Origin of the sequence: Tsukamurella sp. TY48 (assembly GCF_019656655.1) — a bacterium.
In the GTDB taxonomy this organism is placed as follows: domain Bacteria; phylum Actinomycetota; class Actinomycetes; order Mycobacteriales; family Mycobacteriaceae; genus Tsukamurella; species Tsukamurella strandjordii.
Map to the genome: position 1 here is coordinate 2,807,967 of NZ_BPMV01000001.1, position 22,763 is coordinate 2,830,729.

At 69.8% G+C, this 22,763-nt stretch carries 16 protein-coding genes and 1 riboswitch; of the genes, 11 read left to right on the forward strand and 5 right to left on the reverse strand.

All coding sequences use genetic code 11. The features are described from left to right. Positions 1–13 precede the first annotated feature (13 nt). From TTY48_RS13775 to pcrA, 3 genes are all read left to right on the forward strand, one after another. Positions 14–1,789 carry a hypothetical protein gene (locus TTY48_RS13775; RefSeq protein WP_220658022.1) on the forward strand — a complete coding sequence of 592 codons (1,776 nt, stop codon included), beginning with the start codon at positions 14–16 and terminating at the stop codon, positions 1,787–1,789. 204 nt (positions 1,790–1,993) lie between these two features. Next, positions 1,994–3,823, forward strand: a complete 1,830-nt coding sequence (locus TTY48_RS13780) for a hypothetical protein (protein WP_220658023.1) — start codon at positions 1,994–1,996, stop codon at positions 3,821–3,823. A gap of 193 nt (positions 3,824–4,016) precedes the next feature. Beyond that, positions 4,017–6,437 carry a DNA helicase PcrA gene (gene pcrA, locus TTY48_RS13785; protein ID WP_255585673.1) on the forward strand — a complete coding sequence of 807 codons (2,421 nt, stop codon included), beginning with the start codon at positions 4,017–4,019 and terminating at the stop codon, positions 6,435–6,437. A 65-nt stretch (positions 6,438–6,502) separates the two neighbouring features. Here the strand turns inward: pcrA and TTY48_RS13790 are convergent, their stop codons facing one another. The 4 genes from TTY48_RS13790 to TTY48_RS13805 form a co-directional block, all read right to left on the reverse strand. Continuing rightward, positions 6,503–7,489, reverse strand: coding sequence for a M23 family metallopeptidase (locus tag TTY48_RS13790; RefSeq protein WP_220658024.1), 987 nt, complete (start codon positions 7,487–7,489; stop codon positions 6,503–6,505). A 191-nt stretch (positions 7,490–7,680) separates the two neighbouring features. Further along, on the reverse strand, positions 7,681–9,003 hold the full coding sequence (locus tag TTY48_RS13795; RefSeq protein ID WP_220658025.1) for a nitrate/sulfonate/bicarbonate ABC transporter ATP-binding protein: 1,323 nt from the start codon (positions 9,001–9,003) through the stop codon (positions 7,681–7,683). A gap of 48 nt (positions 9,004–9,051) precedes the next feature. After that, on the reverse strand, positions 9,052–10,818 hold the full coding sequence (locus TTY48_RS13800; RefSeq protein ID WP_255585674.1) for an ABC transporter permease subunit: 1,767 nt from the start codon (positions 10,816–10,818) through the stop codon (positions 9,052–9,054). Next, complete coding sequence (locus tag TTY48_RS13805) at positions 10,815–11,537, reverse strand: MgtC/SapB family protein (RefSeq protein WP_220658026.1); 723 nt, start codon at positions 11,535–11,537, stop codon at positions 10,815–10,817. The genes TTY48_RS13800 and TTY48_RS13805 overlap by 4 nt, the downstream gene beginning before the upstream one ends. A 274-nt stretch (positions 11,538–11,811) precedes the next feature. Beyond that, positions 11,812–11,987, reverse strand: a riboswitch (M-box (ykoK) riboswitch). A 57-nt stretch (positions 11,988–12,044) separates the two neighbouring features. Between TTY48_RS13805 and TTY48_RS13810 the strand changes: the two genes are divergently transcribed. The 8 genes from TTY48_RS13810 to TTY48_RS13845 all read left to right on the forward strand — a co-directional run bounded on the left by TTY48_RS13810 (position 12,045) and on the right by TTY48_RS13845 (position 22,321). After that, positions 12,045–12,665 (forward strand): TetR/AcrR family transcriptional regulator, encoded by a 621-nt coding sequence (locus TTY48_RS13810; protein ID WP_220658027.1) that lies wholly within the window; start codon positions 12,045–12,047, stop codon positions 12,663–12,665. Positions 12,666–12,764: 99 nt separating this feature from the next. Continuing rightward, on the forward strand, positions 12,765–14,297 hold the full coding sequence (locus TTY48_RS13815; RefSeq protein WP_220658028.1) for a carboxyl transferase domain-containing protein: 1,533 nt from the start codon (positions 12,765–12,767) through the stop codon (positions 14,295–14,297). Between the two features lie 8 nt (positions 14,298–14,305). Continuing rightward, positions 14,306–16,273: a biotin carboxylase N-terminal domain-containing protein gene (locus TTY48_RS13820; protein ID WP_220658029.1), complete on the forward strand. Its 1,968-nt coding sequence runs from the start codon at positions 14,306–14,308 to the stop codon at positions 16,271–16,273. Positions 16,274–16,275: 2 nt separating this feature from the next. Continuing rightward, the gene (locus TTY48_RS13825) at positions 16,276–17,424 is read left to right on the forward strand and encodes an acyl-CoA dehydrogenase family protein (RefSeq protein WP_220658030.1); all 1,149 of its coding nucleotides are present in this window, start codon (positions 16,276–16,278) and stop codon (positions 17,422–17,424) included. Next, positions 17,421–17,930, forward strand: a complete 510-nt coding sequence (locus tag TTY48_RS13830; RefSeq protein ID WP_220658031.1) for a MaoC family dehydratase — start codon at positions 17,421–17,423, stop codon at positions 17,928–17,930. The genes TTY48_RS13825 and TTY48_RS13830 overlap by 4 nt, the downstream gene beginning before the upstream one ends. A 3-nt stretch (positions 17,931–17,933) precedes the next feature. Then, positions 17,934–18,776, forward strand: coding sequence for a CoA ester lyase (locus tag TTY48_RS13835; RefSeq protein ID WP_220658032.1), 843 nt, complete (start codon positions 17,934–17,936; stop codon positions 18,774–18,776). Positions 18,777–18,804: 28 nt separating this feature from the next. Further along, positions 18,805–20,430 (forward strand): AMP-binding protein, encoded by a 1,626-nt coding sequence (locus TTY48_RS13840; protein WP_220658033.1) that lies wholly within the window; start codon positions 18,805–18,807, stop codon positions 20,428–20,430. A gap of 4 nt (positions 20,431–20,434) precedes the next feature. Further along, entirely contained in the window at positions 20,435–22,321 is a 1,887-nt protein-coding gene (locus TTY48_RS13845) for an acetoacetate--CoA ligase (protein ID WP_220658034.1), read from the forward strand. Positions 22,322–22,374: 53 nt separating this feature from the next. Here TTY48_RS13845 and TTY48_RS13850 read toward each other — a convergent pair whose 3' ends face one another. Continuing rightward, positions 22,375–22,755, reverse strand: a complete 381-nt coding sequence (locus TTY48_RS13850) for a DUF4189 domain-containing protein (RefSeq protein WP_220658035.1) — start codon at positions 22,753–22,755, stop codon at positions 22,375–22,377. Between the last annotated feature and the right edge of the window lie 8 nt (positions 22,756–22,763).

Consider the following 22,763-nt stretch of genomic DNA (forward strand, 5'->3'; position numbering starts at 1 on the left):
ACGATCGGGGACCGTGCCTCGCCACCTCCGTTCGCCCGTGACGCGGCCCCACCGGTTGCTGTGGGGCGGCGCGGTGCTGCTGCTGTGCCTGCAGCTGCTGGTGCGCGGATACGTGCTCGCCCGGGGCGGCTTCTACTGGGACGACGTGGTCTTCCTGGGACGGTCCGGGCAGGCGCTGGGTGACCCGGGCGCGTGGTTCGTCGACTACGACGGGCATCTCATGCCCGCCGCACTGTTCACCGCCGCACTCACCGCCAAGCTCGCGCCGCTGAGCTGGCCCGCCGCGGCCGGCACCCTGCTGGTGCTGCAGCTGCTCGCTTCGCTGGCCACGCTCCGCGCGCTCGTGGTGGTGGCCGGCCGCCGCCCGATCATCCTGGTGCCCTTCGTCTTCTTCCTGCTGTCCCCGCTCACGCTGCCCGCCATGGCCTGGTGGGCGTCCGGCCTCAACGCCCTGCCGCTGCAGATCGGCTTGGCGGTGGCGGTGGCCGAGACGGTGCGGTACGTGCGCGGCAACCGGCGGTCCGGGCTGTGGGCGATCGCCGCGGTGCTGGTCTCCCTGCTGTTCTTCGAGAAGGCCCTCGCGATCCCGTTCGTCGCCGTGGCCGCCGTGGTCCTGGCACGGTACGTGCGCGGTCACGCGGTGCGACCGGCGCTGCGCCGGGGACGGTGGCTGTGGGCGGGGTACGGGCTGATCGTGGTCTGCTGGTTCGCGCTCTGGTCCACGATCACCGCGTCGCGGCCGGGGGAGCACACCGTGTCGTTCACCTTCTCCGCGCTGTTCCGGTCCGTGAACTCGGTGCTGGCGCCCGCGGCGCTCGGCGGCCCGTGGACGTGGACGCGGGAGAACCCGGGGCCGCCCGTCGTGGTGCCGAACGTCGCGATCACGGTGATCGGCCTGCTCGCGATCGTCGCGATCGTCGGAGTCACCTGGTGGCGGGCGCCGCGCGGCCTGGCCGCCTGGGGCGCGGCGGCCGCGTACTTCGTGGCATCGCTGGCGCCGGTCTTCTTCCTGCGCAGCTCGGAGTACACGTCCACGCTGTTGCCGCTGTCGCTGCGGTACTTCGCCGATTTCGCGTGGGTGCTCGCGCTGGCCGGGGCGCTGGTGATCACGGCGCGCACCCGGCGTCGGCGGCTCGATCCGCGCCTGTGGGCGGCGGTGGTGCTGGTCTTCGCCGTCAGCGCGAGCGCCAGCACCGTGCGGTTCGCGCCGGTCTGGGCGGACAACCCCACCGGCTCATACCTGGAGCAGGTGCGCGAGGGCTCGCGGGCGTACGCCGGCCGGCCGATGCTCGATCAGGAGATCAGCACCGACGTCATCGCCCGCCTCGCGTACCCGGACAACACGCTCTCGCACCTCCTGGCCACCACCGCGCAGCGGCCGCGGTTCGGGACCTCCTCGCCCGAGGCCACCGTCGTCGATCGGCAGGGCCGGTTCGTGCCGGGCCGGGTGAGCCGCGTCCGGTCGGTGCCCGTCGGGGACGTGCCCGGGTGCGGCACCCGGGTCGACGGTGCGCCCGTCCTCCTGCAGTACGAGGGGCCGCTGGCCTACTGGGAATGGGTGGTGCAGGTCAACTACCTCGCCGCGGAGGACGGTGTGCTCGTGCTGCAGCAGGAACGCGCGGGGGCTCCCGTGCGGGTTCCCGTCCAGCGGGGGCCGCACACGCTGTACGTCCGGGTGCCCGGTGCGGGCGGCGGTTTGCTGGCCCGGGCGGAGTCGCCGGGACTCGTCGCGTGCGTGAGCGGCGGACCCGTCGGGCTCCTGATTCCGGCCTCGGCGCCCGAGCGATGAGGCCTGATCCGGCGTCGGAAATCACGTTTCTATACCCGTAAACATCGCCGTGAGCTGCGGCGATGTCGGTCGCTGCGACAGTTGAGCGTTTGGTGTCGCAAAGCTTCTTTCAATGTGCCGCGAAATAGCCACAGTGGGGATATTTTCGCGGAGTCCGATCCGTGTGTGATCGGCGTCACCTCTCATTTCGAAGGGCTTGTGCTCATGAACCTCGCAGTTCAATCCCCCGCTTCGACGCGCTACGCCGGGGCGGGCGTGGCGATCCTCACCGCGGCCACGCTGGCGGTCACCCCGATGGCGGCCTCCGCCGCCGGGGTCACCGCGCCCACCGTCCCGCCGATCGTCAAGGACATCGGCGGCGCCGCGAGCGCCCTCGCCAACTGGGCCGTGGACTCCGGCATGAAGTTCGTCAAGGATCCACTGACGGGCGTCATCAAGCTGGTCAGCGACCAGGTCGGCAACGTCACCGTGATCGGCGGTGTCCTCGCGGAGGGCGCCCAGCAGATCATCACCAGCATCGGCGACGATCTTCCCGGCGCACTCGCGGAGGCCCAGAAGCTGATCGCCGCCGGGAAGTACGGCGACGCCTGGCAGGCCGTCGCGAACACCTTCACCGGCCCCGTTCTCGGCGCCCTGCTCAACGGTATGACGCCGATCATGAACCAGCTCGGGCCGCAGATCGGACCGCTGGCCGATGCCTTCCAGGCCGCCATGCTGCCGATCATCGGGCTGGTCCTGCCGCCGCTCGCCACCGTCGTGACCCTGCCCGCGCACCTGCTCGACGGGATCGGCGCCGCCACCAAGGCGCTCACCGCCGGCGACCCCGTCGGGGCCGTCAACGCCCTCATCGGCACCGCCCGCAAGGTCGGCGAGTTCACCGTCGAATCGCTGTTCGGCGATTTCGGTGTGGTCAAGGGCATCACCGGGCTGGTCCCCGCGATCATCTCCGGCCTCGCCGGATCGGAATGGGCCACCAAGGGCCCCTTCGCCACCAAGGACGGCACGCCGGTGTCCTTCGGTCCGGCCTCCGCCGCCACCCTGGCGGCCTCGCCCACCGCGGTGCCCGCGTTCCCCGGCCTCCCGCAGCTGCAGGAGATCGGCAAGATCTGGCAGGACACGTTCAAGGCGGTCACCGAGGGACTGACCGGCGAATACGGCCTGCCCTCGCTGGTCGAGGTCTTCACCAAGAACCTGCCCAAGGGCGAATTGTCGTTCTCCTACACCAAGATCCACGGTGTGCTCGGCGCCGTGGTGCTGGGTCTGGGTGCCGGTGTGCTGCAGACGGGGACCGTGCTCAACCCGTTCCTCGGACCGCTCGGCAAGGGGCTCGACGCCGCCTCGAACGACCTGCTGCGGCTCACCCTCGGTGCGTACAACTTCACCCGCGATCTCGGCGCCGTGCCCTTGGCCGAGCTCGAAAAGGTGGGCAAGGCCCTGATGGCCGGCGATCCGTTCGCCGTGCTCCAGGCCGTGTCCGCAGGCATCGCCACCTCGCTCGGCACTGTGGTGAACGGCATCTTCGCCCCGGGCGAGGAGTTCTCGCCGGGACTGCTGCCGGCATTGCTCAGTGTCACCAAGTCGTTCATCGACGGCGCGTCCGGCAAGGCGCCCGCGCCCGGGGTCGCTCGGGCCTCGGGTGACACGGTGGCACCCGTCGCCGTGAGCGATTCCGCGGCCGGCTCCGCGAATTCAACTGCGGCGGTGTCCGGTGGGTCGTCGGTGACGCCCGCGACGTCGAAGGCGGAGACGCCCGAGAAGCCCGTCGTCGAGACGCCGAAGGTCGAGACCCCGGTCGTCGAGACGCCGAAGGTGGAGACGCCCAAGGTCGAGACGCCGAAGACCGAGACGCCGAAGACCGAGACGCCGAAGGCGGAGACGCCCGTCGAGACGCCGAAGGCTGAGGTCCCGACGATCGAGACCCCGACGACCGGTGGTTCCTCCGAGGGGACCTCCGGTGCCGACAGCAGCGCGGGCTCGGCGGCCGGCGGCAGTGCGTCGGACGGCGCGGGCGTCGAGACGGCTGCGGCTGCCTGATCGGCCGAGGAATCGCGAAGGCGGACGGGTCCGGCAGGCTGCCGGACCCGTCCGCCCTCCATCGCGAAACTGCACCCCAGCGGGCGACTGCGGCCATAGTGTCCACGGCCGCCCGCTGGGGTGCAGTTTCGCGAAGGGGCGGGCCGAGCCGTCGCCGGAACCTGTCGGACCCGGCGGCTAGGCTGGATGGGAGATGAATGAAGCAGCACCGCAGCAGTCCGGACTCCGCCAGCGCAAGCCCTTCTCCCGGCCGCAGGAGAAGCAGGAACGAGGGCAGGAGCTACTGGAGGGGCTGAACCCACAGCAGCAGGCGGCCGTCCTGCACGAGGGCTCGCCGCTGCTCATCGTGGCGGGCGCGGGCTCCGGCAAGACGGCCGTGCTCACCCGCCGCATCGTCTACCTGCTGGCCGCCCGCGGCATGCACCCCGGCCAGATCCTGGCCATCACCTTCACCAACAAGGCCGCGGCCGAGATGCGCGAGCGCGTGGCGCAGCTGATCGGCCCCCGCGCCAACACCATGTGGGTGTCCACCTTCCACTCCACGTGCGTGCGCATCCTGCGCGCCCAGGCGGGCCTGCTGCCCGGGATGAACTCGAACTTCTCCATCTACGATGCCGACGATTCGCGGCGCCTGCTCACCATGATCGTCAAGGACATGGGGCTGGACGCGAAGAAGTTCGCGCCGCGCGCGCTGGCCACCCAGATCTCCAACCTCAAGAACGAGCTGATCGGCCCCGAGGACGCCGCCGCCGATGCGGCGAAGACGGGCGAGCCCTTCGCCGTCACCGTCGCCGAGGTCTTCGGCACGTACCAGGCCCGGCTGCGCAGCGCGAACGCCTTCGACTTCGACGATCTGATCGGCGAGACCGTGGGCCTGCTGCAGGCGCACCCCAATGTGGCGCAGTACTACCGCCGTCGTTTCCGGCACGTCCTCGTCGACGAGTACCAGGACACCAACCACGCCCAGTACGTCCTGGTGCGCGAGCTGGTGGGCGTGGAGACCGCCGACGGTGACGAGGGCGACGCCGTGCCGCCGTCGGAACTGTGCGTGGTGGGCGACGCCGATCAATCGATCTACGCCTTCCGCGGCGCCACCATCCGCAACATCGAGGAATTCGAACGGGACTTCCCGAACGCGGAAACCATTCTGCTGGAGCAGAACTACCGCTCCACCCAGACCATCCTCTCGGCCGCGAACGCCGTGATCTCGCGGAACACCGGCCGCCGCGAGAAGAAGCTGTGGACCGACCAGGGCGACGGTGCGCTCATCACCGGCTACGTGGCCGACAACGAGCACGACGAGGCCAGCTTCGTGGTGTCCGAGATCGATGCGCTCTCCGACAACGGCATCAAGTACAGCGACGTGGCCGTGTTCTACCGCACCAACACCGCCGCGCGCGTGTTGGAAGAGGTGTTCATCCGCCACGGCGTGCCGTACAAGGTGGTCGGCGGCGTGCGCTTCTACGAGCGCAAGGAGGTGCGCGACCTGGTGGCGTACCTGCGCGCCATCGACAATCCGAACGACACCGTGAGCCTGCAGCGCATCGTCAACACCCCGCGCCGCGGCATCGGTGACCGCGCACAGGCCTGCCTCACCGTGCACGCCGAGAACCGCGGGACCAATTTCAACCAGGCCATCGAGGACGCGGTCGACGGCGGCGTCGCGATGCTGAATCCACGCTCCCGCAACGCCATCGCCACCTTCTCCGGCCTCATGACGGAGCTGCGCCGGATCGCGGCCGACGAAGAATCCGATATCGGTGACCTGCTCGACGCGGTGGTCGAGAAGACGGGCTACCGCGCCGAACTCGAGGGCTCGTCCGATCCGCAGGACGGTGCGCGCCTGGAGAACATCGAGGAGCTCATCAGCGTGGCCCGCGAGTTCTCCGCGCAGGACTTCACCGACGCCATCGTCGAGGAGGGCACGCCCGAACCCGGCTCACTGGCCGCCTTCCTCGAACGCGTCTCGCTGGTGGCCGACGCCGACCAGGTCCCGGACGACGATGCGGGCGTCGTCACCCTGATGACCCTGCACACCGCGAAGGGGCTGGAGTTCCCGGTGGTCTTCGTGACCGGCTGGGAGGACGGCCAGTTCCCGCACATGCGCGCCCTCGGCGACGAGAACGAACTGGCCGAGGAACGGCGCCTCGCCTACGTGGGCATCACCCGTGCCCGCGAGCGGCTCTACGTCTCCCGCGCGATGATCCGCTCCACCTGGGGCGACCCCATGCAGAACCCGGAATCACGGTTCCTCGCCGAGATCCCGCAGCACCTGATCGACTGGCGCCGTACGGAACCCGCGCGCTCGCAGTTCGGCGGTTCCCGCGGTGTCTTCGGCGGAGACCGGGAATCGTGGGGCGGCCAGCGCACCTGGGGTGACAAGCGCGGCAGCTCCGACGCGGCGTGGAAGAGCAAGAAGGCGCCCAAGCCCACGCGGCGGGCCAACAAGCTCACGCTCGGTGTCGGCGACCGGGTCTCGCACGACTCCTTCGGGCTCGGCACCGTCACCGCGGTCACGGGAACGGGCCCCATGGAGCGGGTCACGCTCGATTTCGGGTCCGCGGGCACCGTCACCCTGATGACCTTCGGCGGCCTGCCGATGGAGAAGCTCTAGCCGGAACGAGAGAAGCGGCCCGGGAGATGATCTCCCGGGCCGCTTCTCTGTGATCGTGGGGCGGACTAGACCCGAACGCCGCGCTCAGCGAGCCAGCTCTGCGGATCCAGCTTCGTGCCGCCGGGGGTGTGCACCTCGAAGTGCACGTGCGGGCCGGTCGAGTAGCCGTTGTTGCCCACCCAGCTGATGAGATCGCCGGCCTTGACCACCTGGCCGGGCTGCACGTTGACGTTGTACATGTGGCCGTACAGCAGCACGGTGCCGTCGGACAGGCGGATCTTGACCCAGATGCCGAAGCCCGAGGCGGGGCCGGCGTCGGTGACCACACCGTCGGCCGCGGCGAAGAGCGGGGTGCCGAGCGGCGCGGCGAGGTCGAGACCGCCGTGCATGGCGCCCCAGCGGGTGCCGAAGTTCGAGGTGAGCGTGGCACCGTTCACGGGCGCGGTGACCTTCGGGCGCATGGAGTCGATGACCTTCTTGTCATCGGCGTCCTTGCGGGCCTTGCCGCCGGCGAGCGCGGCGCTGAACTGATCCATGTCCTGCGCGGCGGGAACCGGAGCCTGGCGGGCGACGTTCGACTCGGGGCCACCGGCGGGCGGGACCACGGGCTGCTGCGAGGTGGCCGGGCCATCGGTCGAGGTGGTGGCCACGGCGGCACCGGCGACGGTGGCACCCGCGGCGAGCGCGAGCAGGGCGGCGCGGCCCTTGAGCGCGTGCGGCGGTGCGGCGACACGGTGCTTGGCGCCCTTGCGGACGGGAGCGGGAGCGAGCTCGGGGGCGACCTCCGGAACCGGGGCGAGGAAGGCGGTGTCCTCGTCGTCCTCGGCGGGGGCGTCGAAACGCGGGGTGCCGGTGAACAGCACCTCGGGGATCATCAGATCCTGGGTGAGCTCCGAATGGGTGGGGCGGTAGCCGAGCGCCGATTCGCCCTCGGGTGCGTCGGCCCAGCTCTCGGCGTACGCAGCCTCAAGGCGGGCTTCGATCTCGTCGAGGGGGATGATCGCGGTGATCGACTCATGGTCGAGAACCTGCGTGGCGCTGCTGAAACTCACCTCGCGGGCTTCCTCGCGACTCCGTGTCATACTCGCCCTACTCCGCTCGTGAAACCGCTTGTCGACGACCTCGAAGTGACCGGGCGATGTCTCCATCGTGACCGCTTCGTGATCCGCGTCCCGTCGACGATAACGAAATGATTGCGACGAGACAACCTGTTGCGATCCCGAGTGTCGGAATGTGGCTTTGATCACAATTGGGTCTCGGCCTTCGGATCCAGCCGGATCCGGTCGTCATCGGCGTCGTAATCATAGAGGCTGCCGTAGCGGCCCCAGTCGATGGCGATCCGCATCTGCCGCTCCGCGTCCTCGGGGCCGAAACCGCGCCGCAGCAGGTCCAGGAAGAAGCCCAGCCGCAGCGCACCGTCACTGGTGCTGCGCAGCGCTCGCAGCACCGTGCGCACCAGGGGAGCGCGCTGCGACGCCTGCCGGGCGAACACCTCGCCGGCCTCCGACAGCGGCACCTCGACGAAGGTGCGCCCCTCCTCGGTGATCTTGATGTCGTTGCTGTCGACCTCGACGAAGCCCAGCATCGCGGCGGCGTCCACCAGCGGCATGATGTCGTCGAGCTCGAAGTTGAGGTCGTTCGCCAGGTCCGGCAGGTCGGCGCGGTCGTCGTGCATGTGCACCAGCTCCACCAGACCGGCCAGCCCGCCGACGGTGGCGTCGGGCAGCGGACGGCTCACCGGCGTCGCCTCGCCCGGGTCGGGTGCGTGCTCGATCTCGGCGGTGCGGCCGGTGAGGGCCTCGTACAGCTCGTCGACGATCGCCTCGAAATCGGCGGAGGTGCGGTTGCGCGGCCGCGGCATGTCGATCCGGGTCTCGTGCACGATGCGGCCGGGCTTGGACCCGAGGACCACCACGCGGTCGGCCAGCAGCACGGCCTCCTCGATGTTGTGCGTCACGATGCACACGCTGCGGATCGGGAAATCGTCCTGGGTCCACAGCTCGACGAGCTCGCCGCGCAGGTTCTCCGCGGTGAGGACGTCGAGTGCGGAGAAGGGCTCGTCCATGAGCAGCAGGTCGGGCCGCACCACCAGCGCGCGGGCGAAGCCGACGCGCTGGCGCATCCCGCCCGAGAGCTCGCGCGGGTAGGCGGACTCGAAGCCGTCCAGCCCGATGGTGTCGATCGCGGAGACCGCGCGGGCCTGCCGCTCGTCGCGCGGGACGTTCCGGGCGGCCAGCCCCAGTTCCACGTTGTCCTGGACGGTGAGCCAGGGCATCAGCGCGAAGGACTGGAAGACCATGGCCGTGCCGGGGTTGGGTCCGCGCAGGGGCGCACCGTCGGCCTCGACGGTGCCGGACGAGGGCGGGATCAGCCCCGCGATGATGCGCAGCAGGGTCGACTTGCCCGAGCCGGACCGGCCGAGCAGGGCCACGATCTCGCCGTCGGCGATCGTGAGATCGATGTCGTCGAGCACGGTGAGGGTGTCGCCGGCGGCCCCCTCGAAGCTCTTGGTGAGGCCGGACAGACGGATGAGGGGTGCGGCGCCGGGCCGGGTGACGGTGGTCATGAGAGGTACTCCTGAGGACAAGGGCTACTAGTAATAAGGGGTGGGCCGCTACAGCGAGTAGCGGCGTTCGGCCACCCGGTACAGGCGGCGCCACAGGGCGGAGTTGGTGCCCACCACGAACAGGCACATCACGATGATTCCGAGCAGCAGCCGGGAGACGTGGTCGGGACCGGTCGAGGCGGTCGCGTCGGCGATGTAATCGCCCAGGCCGAAGGCGTGATAGGTCACCCCGTCGTAGGACACCACCTCGGCCACGATCGAGGCGTTCCAGGCGCCGCCGGCCGCGGTGATCCCGCCCGTCACGTACCCGGCGAAGATGCCCGGCAGCAGTACGTAGCGCCACCGCATCCAGGTGGGCAGGTTCATATCGTCGGAGGCCTCGAGCAGATCACCCGGGATGGCGCTGGCCGCCGCGATCACGTTGAACAGGATGTACCACTGGGTGCCGAGCGCCATGAGGACCACACCGCCCAGGTTGAGCGAGATGTTCCACGCCACCAGGACGGCGGTGATGATCGGGAACAGGAAGTTCGCGGGGAAGCTGGCGCACACCTGGATCAACGGCTGCAGGGCCCGGCTGAGCTTGGGGTTGAGGCCGATGATCACGCCGATCGGCACCCAGAACAGGGTCGCGAAGATCATCACCAGCGCGACGCGGCCCATGGTGGCCAGGCCCAGCAGGAAGACATTGGCCACCTCGTCGAGCCCGGAGTCGCGCAGGATCGTCTCCGCGGCCCGCCACAGACCGTAGCCCACCACCGCGAGCACGGCGACGCCGAAGACGATGTCGCCGATGCGGCGCCGCGCGGGCGGAACGTCGTGCGCGGGCGCCGAGCGGCCGAACATCCCGAAGAACCGGTCGGAGGCGACGATGACGGGGTTGACGATGCGACCGAAGGCATCGGCGGCGTGCGAGCGCCGCAAGACGGTGAGCACCACCGACTTCGGTTCGCGGCCGGTGGCCGAGTCCTCGAGCCGGAACCGCTCCGCCCAGGCGGTGAGCGGGCTCCAGAAGAAGAAGTTCACCGCCACGATCACCACGATCATCGCGCCGATGGCCCAGCCCACCCGGCCCAGGTCACCGTCGGCCGAGGCACTCGCGACGTACGCGCCGATCCCGGGCAGCGCGTACTCGTTGCCCGCCACCGAGACCGCCTCGGAGGCGGTGAGGAAGAACCAGCCGCCGCCGAAGCTCATCATGGCGTTCCAGACCAGCGGGATCATGCCGCTGGGCACGTCGAGCCGCCAGAACCGCTGCCAGCGCGACAGGCCGATGTCCTCGGCCGCCTCGCCGAGATCGCGGGGCTGGCTGATCAGGCTCTGGTAGAAGGCGAAGGTCATGTTCCAGGCCTGCGAGGTGAAGATGGCGAAGATGGCGGCCAGCTCCAGGCCCAGGGTGGAACCCGGGAACAGGGCGATGAACAGCGTGACCGTGATCGACAGGAAGCCGAGGATCGGGACCGACTGCAGCACGTCGAGCAGGGGCATGAGCACCGCCCGGGCCCGGCGCGAGCGGGCGGCGAGGGTGGCGTAGGCGAAGGTGAAGACGATCGAGGCGCCGAGCGCGACGAACATCCGCAGCAGCGAGCGCGCGGCGTAGTACGGCAGGTTCGACGGATCGGTGTCGACGCGGGCGTCGGCGTGCTGCAGATCGATCGGGGTGTCCATGCCCTGGCCGACGCGGATCACCAGCCAGATCAGGGCGGCGGCGCCGGCCACCACGAGGATGTCGGCCGCGATGCCGGCACCGCGGCGCCCGCCCTCGGCCCGGCCGCGGGCCGACAGCAGCGAGCCCGCGAGGGGAGTGGTGCTCACAGGTCCGCCTCCTGGGGCTCGGGCAGCACGTCCCAGCGGACCGAGGTGACCGACGGTTCCATGCTCAGCTGGCTGATCGCCGATTCCATCGCGCGATCGTCGCGGCCGTCGGCGGTGAGGGTGGCGCGCACCTCCACCTGGCCGTCGGTGGTGTTGCTGCTGCTGATGGACTGCAGGTGGAAGGCGGTGCGGGTGAGCGCCTGCACCAGCAGGACACGCACGTGCGACTCGTTCTCGTCGCGGGTGACGGCGACGAACTCGTAGCGGCTGGGCGCCTCCTTGCCGGTGTCGGGGGCGCGGTCGACCGCGTGCCCCACCGTCCGCAGGGCGGTGTTGACGACGATCACGACGACGGTGCCCATGATGGCCGGGAGGAACAGTCCCGCACCGCACAGCGCGCCGACGGCGGCGGAGCACCACAGCGTGGCGGCGGTGTTGAGGCCGCGCACGGTGAGGCCGTCGCGGAGGATCACACCACCGCCCAGGAAGCCGATGCCGGAGACGATCTGGGCCGCGACGCGGGTGGGATCGCCGCCGGCGAAGCCGTACGCCGAGAGCACGACGAAGAGTGCGGACCCCACCGAGACCAGCGCATTGGTGCGCAGTCCCGCCATGCGGGCGCGGTACTGGCGCTCGATGCCGATGAGCGTGCCGCAGCCGAGACTGGCGAGGATCCGGATGAGGATGTCGAGCGAGTCGACGTTGGTGGTGACGTGCATGGGCGTAGGCCTCCCTGCCGAGGGCACGCGTCTGCCCGCCGCTCAGCGGAGCGACGGTGGCGTGCCTGCGATTTCAGCCGGACAATGCAGTGATCGCCGCGAGGCTCGGTGGATTGCTACCATTTCGCGACAAATCTGTCCGATTTGTGTTGCGGCTCAGCGGGTTCCCTGGGTGATGCGGATGCCGCCGAGCCGAGGACTATGACTGTCGTCCGACATGACATCACCTCCATGAATCGCGTTCCACGCGCCGGTGAAGGGGAGGTGAACAGATCACGCCCCTCCACGTCAGACCTTCAGCACTTCGCGGCGTAAACCCGCACGTGCAGTACGGGAGCCAATCGGGGCACACCCTTAAGCCGGATGTACCTGTCCTGACCCGGGGCGTCTCTCGACGTTCGGGGTCGCTGGCCTGTTTCCGCGAAGGAGCCTCAGCGAACGAATGGCGCCTTGCCGGTCAAGGATGACATGCACTCTGTCGCGGGGCAAGCCGAGTACTCTGCCGCCATGGAGGTTGGTACGACCGGAGTGTCGGCGGCGCCCGCGGCGCAGCCGACGACGGCGCGGGAGCGGGCGAAGGCCGCGCGGCGGCGCGAGTTGCTCGCGGCGGCGGCGAAACTCATGGCGGAGCGCGGCTTCGCGGGCGTGCGCCTGGAGGACATCGGCGCGGCCGCAGGGGTTTCCGGCCCCGCGATGTACCGGCACTTCGCCGGGAAGCAGGACGTGCTGGCGGCGCTGCTGGTGGAGATCTCCGAGTACCTCTACGAGGGCGGGCGGCGCGTGGCGGCCGATCGCGGTGACGATCCGCGCCGGGCGCTGGTGGATCTGGTCGACTTCCACGTGGAGTTCGCCGCCTCCGAGCCGGACCTGATCCGGGTGCAGTACCGCGACCTGTGGTCGCTGGCGCCGGATTCGGCGCGCCGGGTGCGCCGGTTGCAGCGGCAGTACGTGGAGCTGTGGGCCGACGAGTTGAACCGCCTGGGCGGCGATCCGGTGGAGAACCGGGCGCGGGTGCACGCGGTGTTCGGCCTGCTCAACGCCGCGCCGAGCCTGCCGACTCTGCCGGCCGCGCGGCTGCGGGCGGTGCTGCGCGAGCAGGCGCTGGCCGCGCTCGGCATCGCCGACTGACCCCGCCGCGCGGCCGAAAAGCGCAAACTCTTTACAGGTGACCCGGATCACCCCTATCCTGATTGTCAGTTAGTGACGATTAACTCAAAGGAGTGCGGAGTGACCTTCCGTGAGGAGCACGAGGCGAACCTCGCCGACCTGCGTGCGCGGCTCGACCGCGTGGCGCAGGGCGGCGGGGAGCGGGCGCGCGAGCGCCACGAGGGCCGCGGCAAGCTGATGGTCCGCGAGCGCATCCGCCGCCTGCTCGATGTGGGCAGCCCGTTCCTCGAGGTCGGCGCGCTCGCCGCCGAGGACATGTACGACGGGAAGGCGCCCTCCGCGGGTGCCGTGGCGGGGATCGGCACCGTGTCCGGCCGGCAGGTGATGATCGTGGCCAATGACGCCACCGTCTCCGGCGGCACCTACTACCCGATCACGGTCAAGAAGCACCTGCGCGCGCAGGAGATCGCGATGCAGAACCGGCTGCCGTGCGTGTACCTGGTGGACTCCGGCGGCGCCATGCTGCTCAACCAGGACGATGTCTTCCCCGACCGCGAGCACTTCGGCCGCATCTTCTACAACCAGGCGAACATGAGCGCCGCGGGCATCCCGCAGATCGCCGCCGTGCTCGGCAGTTCCACCGCCGGCGGTGCCTACGTGCCCGCGATGAGCGACGAGACCATCATCGTCCGCGATCAGGGCACCATCTTCCTCGCGGGGCCGCCCCTGGTGAAGGCCGCCACCGGCGAGGACGTGACCGCCGAGGATCTCGGCGGCGGTCTCATGCACTCCACCAAGTCGGGCGTCACCGACCACCTCGTCGACTCCGACGACGAGGCGCTGGAGAAGGTGCGGCAGATCGTCGCGCGGCTCGGTCCCGAGGGGGAGCGGCAGTGGGACGTGCGCCCGGCGCTGCCCGCCGCCCGCCCGCAGAGCGACCTCTACGACGTGGTGCCCACCGATCCGAAGATCGGTTACGACGTGCGCAAGCTGATCGAGATCGTGGTCGACGGTGGCGAATTCGACGAGTTCAAGGAGAACTTCGGCACCACCCTGGTGACCGCCTTCGCCCGGATCCACGGCCACCCGGTGGGCATCATCGGCAACAACGGAGTGCTGTTCGCCGAGGCCGCCCAGAAGGGTGCGCACTTCATCGAGTTGTGCGATAAGCGCCGCATCCCACTGGTCTTCCTGCAGAACATCACCGGCTTCATGGTGGGACGCCAGTACGAGGAGGGCGGCATCGCCAAGCACGGCGCCAAGATGGTCACGGCCGTCGCCTGCGCGCGGGTGCCGAAGTTCACCGTGATCGTGGGCGGCTCCTTCGGCGCCGGCAACTACTCCATGTGCGGCCGCGCGTATTCGCCCCGCTTCCTGTGGATGTGGCCCAATGCACGAATCTCGGTGATGGGCGGGCCGCAGGCCGCCGACACTCTGGCCTCGGTGCGCCGCGATCAGGACGGGATCGAGGAGTTCAAGGAATCGGTGCGCGACCAGTTCGACCGCCAGTCCCAGGCCTACTACTCCACGGCCCGGCTGTGGGACGACGGCGTGATCGACCCCGCCGACACCCGCACCGTGCTGGGCCTCGCGCTCGATGCGGCGTCGCGCACGCCGCTCGCCGAGGTCTCCTACGGCGTCTTCCGGATGTGAGAGAGCAGATGATTGAGAAGGTTCTGATCGCCAACCGCGGCGAGATCGCCTGTCGCGTGATCGAGACGTTGCGGGACCTCGGCATCGCCAGCGTGGCCGTGTACTCGGACGCCGATGCCGATGCGCGCCACGTGAAGCTGGCCGACGAGGCCGTGCGGCTCGGTCCCGCCGCCGCCACGGAGAGCTACCTGCGCATCGACGCCGTGGTCGACGCCGCCCGCGCCACCGGCGCCGATGCCGTCCACCCCGGATACGGATTCCTCTCCGAGAATGCCGCTTTCGCCCGCGCGCTCGACGAGGCCGGGATCGAGTTCCTCGGCCCGCCGGTGGCCGCCATCGAGACGATGGGCGACAAGATCACCGCCCGCGCCGCCGTGGTCGAGCGGGACGTCCCCGTGGTCCCGGGCATCAGCCGCCCCGGCCTCACCGACGCCGACCTGATCGCCGCCGCCGAGGACATCGGCTTCCCGGTGCTGATCAAGCCCAGCGCCGGCGGTGGCGGCAAGGGCATGCATCGGGTGGAGGACCCGGCGGACCTGCCCGCCGCGGTCGCCGCGGCCCGCCGCGAGGCCGCCGCCGCCTTCGGCGACGACACCCTGTTCATGGAGCACTTCGTGGACACACCGCGCCACATCGAGGTGCAGGTGCTGGCCGATAAGCACGGCAACGTGGTGCATCTCGGCGAGCGCGAGTGCTCGCTGCAGCGCCGCCATCAGAAGGTGATCGAGGAGGCCCCGTCGGCATTACTCGACGAGGCCACGCGCCAGCGCATCGGGCGCGCCGCCTGCGACGCCGCCCGCTCGGTGGGGTACACAGGCGTGGGCACCGTGGAATTCATCGTCTCGGCGCACCGTCCGGACGAGTTCTTCTTCATGGAGATGAACACCCGGCTCCAGGTGGAGCACCCCGTCACCGAGCTGGTGACCGGAGTCGACCTGGTGGAGCAGCAGATCCGCGTCGCCAACGGTGAGGTGCTGGGCGTCGAGCAGGGCGACATCACACTCACCGGCCACGCCGTCGAGGCTCGCGTCTACGCCGAGGACCCGGCCGCGGGCTTCCTCCCCACCGGTGGCACCGTGACCGGGCTGCGCTACCCGCGGCACTCTCGCCGCGGTCCCATCCGGGTGGACACCGGCATCGAGGCCGGGACCGTGGTGGGCAGCGATTACGATCCGATGCTGGCCAAGGTGATCGTGCACGCCGCGGACCGCGAGCAGGCCCTGCGCCGGCTCGACGAGGCGCTCTCGGCCACGCAGCTCACCGGCCTGCGCACCAACGTCGACTTCTGCCGGTTCGTGCTCGACGACGCCGATGTGATCTCCGGCAATCTCGACACCGAGCTGCTGGATCGGTTGGCGCCCAGCTACACCCGGCCCGAACCCACCGCCCGAGCCTACGCCGCGGCGGGACTGCGGGCCGTGGCCGATTCCCGGGGCGAGGGACCGTGGGGCACGGAGACGGGCTGGCGCATCGGCGGCGCCGCGCCGGTGGTGATCCGCTTCGACGGTGACGTCGCGGTTTCCGTCGCCCACGATGCGGTCACGGTGCACGGGCCGGGCATCGACTGGGCGGGAACGGCCCGGCTCCACGGTGACCGGCTCACCGTGGACGGGCGGACCTCCCCGGTCACCGTCGCGGTGACCGGCGGCACCTACTGGGTGAGCGGTGTGGACGGTTCTTTCGAGCTGGCGCTCGCGCGCAGCGCCTCCAAGGACCGGGACGGCGCGCACGACGGCGAGGTGGCCAGCCCGATGCCGGGCGCCGTGGTCGCGGTGCCGGTGACCGACGGGCAGGCCGTCACCAAGGGCGAGACCCTGGTGATCATCGAGGCCATGAAGATGGAGCAACCGCTGACCGCACCGATCGACGGCACGGTGACGGTGGCGGTTCGCGTGGGAGACAAGGTGAACGCCGCACAGGTACTCGCGGTGGTCACGGCAGAGCAAGGCGCAGCGGAACAAGCGGGAGAGAACTGACGATGGAACTGACCAGCGAATACGCCGATCTTCGGGACACGGTGCGCGATTTCGCGAACCAGGTGGTGGCGCCCGTCTCGGCCAAGCACGATGCGGAGCACTCCTTCCCGTACGAGGTCGTCAAGCAGATGGGCCAGATGGGCCTGTTCGGCCTGCCCTTCCCCGAGGAGTACGGCGGGATGGGCGGCGACTACTTCGCGCTCGCCCTCGCACTGGAGGAACTGGGCCGCGTCGACCAGTCGGTCGCGATGACCGTCGAGGCCGGAGTGGGACTCGGCGCCATGCCGATCTACAAGTTCGGCACCCAGGAGCAGAAGCAGAAGTACCTGCCGAGCCTCGCCGCGGGCGAGAACCTGGCCGGCTTCGGCCTCACCGAGCCCGGCTGCGGCTCGGACGCGTCCGGAACCCAGACCACCGCCAAGCTCGACGGCGACACCTGGGTGATCAACGGCTCCAAGCAGTTCATCACCAACTCCGGCACCGATATCACCAGCCTGGTGACGGTGACCGCGGTGACCGGTACCAAGCCGGACGGCCGCAAGCAGATCTCCACCATCATCGTGCCCAGCGGCACCCCCGGTTTCACGGTGGAGCCCGCCTACAACAAGGTGGGCTGGAACGCCTCGGACACCCACCCGCTCAGCTTCGCGGACGTGCGGGTGCCGCGGGAGAACCTGCTCGGCGAGGAGGGGCGCGGCTACGCGAACTTCCTGTCCATCCTCGACGAGGGCCGCATCGCCATCGCCGCGGTGGCGACCGGTGCCGCGCAGGGCTGCGTGGACGAATCGGTGAAGTACGCCAAGGAGCGCAACGCCTTCGGCAAGCCGATCGGCGAGTTCCAGTCCATCGCCTTCGCCATCGCGCGGATGGAGGCGCGGGCGCACACCTCCCGCGTCGCCTACTACGAGGCGGCCCGGCTCATGCTGGCAGGCAAGCCCTTCAAGAAGGAGGCCGCCATCGCCAAGATGATCTCCTCCGAGGCCGCGATGGACAACGCCCGCATGGCCACCCAGATCCACGGCGGCTACGGCTTCATGAACGAGTACCCGGTGGCCCGGCACTACCGCGACTCGAAGATCCTCGAGATCGGCGAGGGCACCACCGAGGTGCAGCTCATGCTGATCGCCCGGTCCCTGGGGCTGACGGCGTGAGCGCGCCCGACGAGATCGGCGCCCCGCACAAGCGGGTGGTGCAGCGCGGCCTGTGGTTCGACGAGTACGAGGAGGGCGTGCTCTACGAGCACCGCCCCGGCGTCACCGTCACCGAGGCCGACAACGTGCTGTTCACCAAGCTGACGATGAACACCCAGGCCCTGCACCTCGATGCGCACTGGGCCGAGCAGCAGCCCGGTTTCGGCGGGCAGCGGCTGGTCAACTCGATGTACACGCTGTCCACCCTGGTGGGCCTGTCCGTCGCGCAGCTCACCCAGGGAACCCTGGTGGCGAACCTCGGCTTCTCCGAGATCGCCTTCCCCGCCCCCGTCTTCGCCGGCGACACCCTCTACGCAGAGACGCTGTGCACCGGCAAGCGGGAGTCCAAGTCCCGGCCGGGGGAGGGCATCGTCACCCTGCGGCACACCGCACGCAATCAGGACGGCGTGGTCGTCGCCGTCGCCGAACGATCGACGCTGGTGCGCAAGGCACCGTCGGAGGGGTAGGTCATGTTCCACCACGAGGACCTCAACGCCCCCGCCTGGCAGCCTCCCGGTCCGGCGATCCTGTTCTGCCCGGCCGACCGGCCCGAGCGGTACGCCAAGGCGGCCGAGCGCGCCGATGCGGTGATCCTCGACCTGGAGGATGCGGTGACCGCCGATGCGCGGCCGGCCGCCCGCGATGCGCTGCTCGCGACCCCGCTCGATCCCGCTCGGACGATCGTGCGGGTGAACGCCTTCGGCACTCACGATTTCGCGCAGGACATCGAGACCGTGCGGCGCACCCAGTACCGGGTGATCATGCTGGCCAAGACCGAATCGGCGCATCAGCTCGACAAGGTGGCCCAGGTGGACGGCCTGCAGGTGATCGCCCTCATCGAGACCCCGCTCGGCGCCGTCAACGTGAACGAGATCGCGGCCCACCCCCGCTGCATCGGCATCATGTGGGGCGCCGAGGATCTGGTGGCCGCGATGGGCGGACGATCCAGCCGGTTCGCCGACGGTACCTACCGCGATGTGCCGCGGCACGTCCGCTCGTCCGTGCGGCTGGCCGCCGCCGCGCACGGCAAGTTCGCCCTGGACTCGGTGTACATCGACATCGCCGACACCGAGGGACTCACGGCGGAAGCGCTCGACGCCGTGGCGCTGGGCTACGCCGCCACCGTGTGCATCCACCCGTCCCAGGTGCCCGTGATCCGCGCTGCCTACCGCCCCACCGACGACGAGATCGCGTGGGCCCGAGAGGTACTCGATGCCGAGGCCGAGAACAACGGCGTGTACCAGGTGCGCGGGCAGATGATCGACGCCCCGCTGCTCGCCCAGGCCCGCGCCATCGTCGCCCGATTCGACTGATCACAACCGCTTCTTGGAGGAGACCGAGATGACCACCCCGTCTTACGATCGAGGCGCCGCCGAACCCGCCCTGCTCACCCTCACCATCGGCGCTCAGCTGGAGCTGACCGCCGACCGGTTCGGTGATCGCACCGCCCTCGTGGACGTGCCCTCGGGCCGCCGCTGGACCTACGGCGAGCTGCTCGACGATGCGCGCGCCGTCGCGGCGGCGCTGGTGCGCAAGGGCATCCGGCGCGGCGACCGGGTGGGCGTCTGGGCGCCGAACACCCCCGAATGGGTGATCGTCCAGTTCGGCACCGCGCTCGCCGGGGTGATCCTGGTCAACCTCAACCCGGCCTACCGGCAACGCGAGCTGGAGTACGCGCTGAACCAGGCCGGGATCGTGGCGGTGTTCACGCTCAGCTCCTTCAAGACCTCCGAGTACGCCGCCATGCTGGAGGCCGCCCGCCCCGAGGCGCCCGAACTCCGCGACGTGGTGACCTTCGACGGTGACGGCTGGGCGGAGTACCTCACGACACCGTCGGACGACGAACTGTCCGACCTCACCGACCTCGGTGATCAGCTCAGCGCAGACGATCCCATCAACATCCAATACACCTCGGGCACCACGGGATTCCCCAAGGGCGCCACGCTGAGCCACGCCAACATCCTCAACAACGGCTACCTCGTGGGCGAGCTGTTGAACTACACCGAGCAGGACTCGATCTGCATCCCCGTGCCCTTCTACCACTGCTTCGGCATGGTGATGGGCAACCTCGCGGCCATCACACACGGTGCGGCCATGGTGATCCCGGGTCCGGCCTTCGTGCCCCAGGAGGCGCTGGCCGCGGTGGCCGCCGAGAAGTGCACCAGCCTCTACGGTGTGCCCACCATGTTCATCGCCGAACTCGCTCTCACCGAATTCGATTCCTACGACCTGTCCAGCCTGCGCACCGGCATCATGGCCGGATCGCCGTGCCCCGAAGAGGTGATGCGCAAGGTGGTCGATCGGATGGGCATGAGCGAGGTGTCGATCTGCTACGGCATGACCGAGACCTCCCCGGTGTCCACCCAGACCCGGGTCGACGACGCGCTGGAGCTGCGGGTGGGCACCGTCGGGCGAGTCGGCCCGCACCTGGAGATCCAGGTGATCGATCCGATCGACGGCACACCGGTGCCGCGCGGTGAGGTCGGCGAACTCTGCACCCGTGGCTATTCCGTGATGACGGGCTACTGGAGCAACCCGGAGAAGACCGCCGAGGCGATCGACGCCGACGGGTGGATGCACACCGGTGATCTCGCGACGATGGACGAGCGCGGCTACGTGCGCATCACCGGCCGGATCAAGGACATGGTGATCCGTGGCGGCGAGAACATCTACCCCCGCGAGATCGAGGAGTTCCTCTACACCCACCCCGACATCCTCGACGCGCAGGTGATCGGCGTTCTCGATGAGAAGTACGGCGAGGAGCTGATGGCCTGGATCCAGCTGCGCGAGGGGGTGGACTCCTTCACCGTCGATGATCTCAAGGCCTTCGCCGACGGGAAGATCGCTCGGCACAAGATCCCGCGGTACGTGCACGTGGTATCGGCCTTCCCTATGACGGTATCGGGAAAGATTCGCAAGGTGCAGATGCGGGAAGAGTCCGTGACGCTGCTTGGTCTGGAAGGCTGACGGGGTGCATTCGATCGATCGCTTCGCAGCCTCCGTCGGCGTCCCCACCGGCGATTACGACGCGGTGTTCCGCTATTCCGTGGAGCAGCCCGAACAGTTCTGGGGCGGCGTGTGGGACTTCTTCGAGCTGGGCGAGCGCACCGGCCCGGTGCTGGTGTCTCGCGAGATGCCCGGCGCGCAGTGGTTTCCCGAGGTGGAACTGAACTACGTCGACCAGGTGCTCAGGTGGTCGTCGCTGCCGGGTGACGCGATCGTCGGGCTGTCGGACGACGGTACGCGCGTGGCGATCCCGTGGGCGGAGCTGCCGGCGCGGGTCTCCGCCACCGCCGAGCTGCTGCGTTCGCTCGGGGTGGGCACGGGCGACACCGTGGCCGCCTACCTGCCCGACGAGCCCTTCGCGGTGATCGCCTTCCTCGCCACCGCGTCGATCGGCGCGATCTGGTCGGGCTGCGGGCAGGACTACGCGCCTGAGGGCGCGGCCGGCCGGATGGCCCAGCTGCAGCCGACGGTGCTGTTCGCGCGCGACGGCTACCGGTTCGGCGATAAGGACGTGGACAAGCGCGCCGACACCGCGGAACTGGCTGCGCTGCTCGGCGTTCCCTCCTCGCACGTGATCACCGCACTGCCGGAGCCGACGGCGCAGACGCCGCCGCTGGAACCGGTGCGCGTGCCCTTCGACCACCCGCTGTGGGTGCTGTTCAGTTCGGGGACCACCGGCAAACCGAAAGGCATCGTGCAGGGCCACGGCGGCATCCTCATCGAGCACGTCAAGGTTCTGGGCCTGCACAACGAGATCGCCGCCGGCGACGTCTTCTTCTGGCACACCGCGCTGAGCTGGATGATGTGGAACTACCAGGTGGCCGGCCTGCTCATGGGTGCCACCGTGGTGTGCTTCTCCGGTCACCCGCTGGCGCCCACCGCCGATCGGCTGTGGCAGATCTGCGAGGACGAGAAGGTCACCTTCTTCGGCACCAGCCCGGGCCAGCTCCAGGCCTCGCGCAAGGCCGATCTCGACCCCGGTACGCAGCACTCGCTGGTGCTCCGCACCGTGGGGAGTACCGGTTCGCCGCTCGCGCCCGACCTGTTCACCTGGGTGGACGAGCATGTCGCCCAAGGCCTCCCGGTGAGCTCGGTATCCGGTGGCACGGATGTGTGCAGCGCCTTCTGCGGCGGCACCGCCTCGGTGCCGCATGTTCCGGGGGAGCTGACGGTGCGCTACCTCGGCTGCGCGCTGGAGGCCTGGGCGCCCGACCGCACGCCGCTCGTGGACGAGGTGGGGGAGATGGTGATCACCCAGCCGATGCCGTCGATGCCGACGCACTTCTGGAACGACCCCGGCGATGCGAAGTACCGGGCCGCCTACTTCGAGCACGAGTGGACCGACAGAGCTGATGCGCCCGGGTCCGGCGGAATCGCGCCCAACGTGTGGCGGCACGGCGACTGGGTGGAACTGACCGACCGCGGGTCCGTGACCATCCACGGCCGCAGCGATGCGACGCTGAACCGCAACGGCATCCGGATGGGCTCGGCCGACATCTACGAGGTGGTCGAGGCCGTGCCCGAGGTCGCCGAGGCGATGGTCGTGGGTGTGGACGGGCCGGACGCGAAGTACTGGATGCCGATGTTCCTCACCCTGGTACCGGGTGCGGAGCTCACCGACGAACTGGTGGCCCGGATCCGCACCGACGTGCGCACGCGGCTCTCGCCGCGACACGTGCCCGACGAGATCATCCTGGCCCCCGGCATCCCGCACACCAAGACCGGCAAGAAGCTGGAGATCCCCGTGACCGGCATGCTCGCAGGCCGTGAGGTGAACGTGGACCCCAAGTCCGTCGACGATCCCGACCTGCTCGGGTGGTACGAGGACCAGGGCCGCGCGCACACCTGGTGATGCGCGGACAAGGGCGGCGCCGAGTTCCGTCGCCGCCCTTGTTGATCCGAGGATCAGGCGTGGTTCGAGGTGCAGGCCCAGGTGTAGATGTAGCCACCGTTGCGCAGGGCGCGGTTCTGGGCGACGCCCAGGGTGTCGCCCACGTTGCCCCAGTAGCTGGCGCGGGTCTTCGCCACGGCGCCACAGCCGTTGGCGAACGAGGCCAGGATGCGGCAGTTGCCGTTGCAGTAACTGAGGGCGACGCGTTCCGCAGTGGCACGGTTGCCGTAATCGAGGGCGCGGCCCCAAGCGCCGTTGCTGCCCACGGCGATCGCGCCGTAGAAGACGCCGGGCGCGGCGTTGGAGGCGGCGGGCGCCACGGTGGACAGACCACTGGCGATGCCGATCACGGCCAGGCCGCCGGCGGCGAGACGCCGGGTACGAGAGAACGTCATGATGGTTT